1 protein-coding gene is annotated in these 650 nt (G+C 38.2%); it reads left to right on the top strand.

Going from position 1 to position 650, the window contains the following annotated elements; genetic code table 11:
- Nucleotides 1-650 (top strand): hypothetical protein (locus GVN22_RS27570; protein ID WP_166554190.1); only part of this gene is annotated, 650 nt, incomplete at both ends.

Below are 650 nucleotides of genomic sequence, written 5' to 3'. Positions count from 1 at the left end.
GTAAAATGCTATCAAGGTAACGATGGTGTTGTAACTCTCCAAACTACAGGTGGCGCTGGCAATTATAGCTATGCTGTTAATGGAAGTACTTTTCAAACGGCCAATACTTTCAATAATTTGACAAATGGCACCTATTCTTTTGTCGTAAAAGATGGGAACAATTGTCAAAAGACGACTCAAACTACAGTCTCACAACCTGCTCAAGCTTATACAATTTCTTTGGCTTCGACAGAGAACCTTTCTTGTTTTGAAAATAAATCAGGAAAAATAGTGGTTAATAGTCAAGGAGGAACTGCGCCTTACTGGGTTGGTTTAAGTACAAACAACTTACAAGCTAATCCTAGCTTTGAGCAGTTAACTGCGGGTAGTTACACCATTTATGGTAAGGATGCAAACAACTGTAGTTTTAGTCTTGGAGGAATTAACCTAACCCAGCCTTCGGATATTACCTTTTCTACTTTAATGAAAAAAGATGTAGACTGTGACTACTATTCAAAGGGAGAAGCCAAAGTTTTGGCAACAGGCTCAAATGGTGGGTTTAGTTACACACTCAATGGGAATAACAGTCTTGGAAGCCCTGTCAATCCAATAAATAATTTATCTGGTTATTTTAATGAGTTAACTGCCGGTGATTACCGTGTTACAGCAAC

It is taken from the genome of Cellulophaga sp. BC115SP (genome assembly GCF_009905545.1).
GTDB classification, from domain to species: domain Bacteria; phylum Bacteroidota; class Bacteroidia; order Cytophagales; family Spirosomataceae; genus Flectobacillus; species Flectobacillus rivi.
The sequence above is the reverse complement of the archived record's forward strand: the minus strand, read 5'-3'. Positions and strand labels throughout refer to the sequence as shown.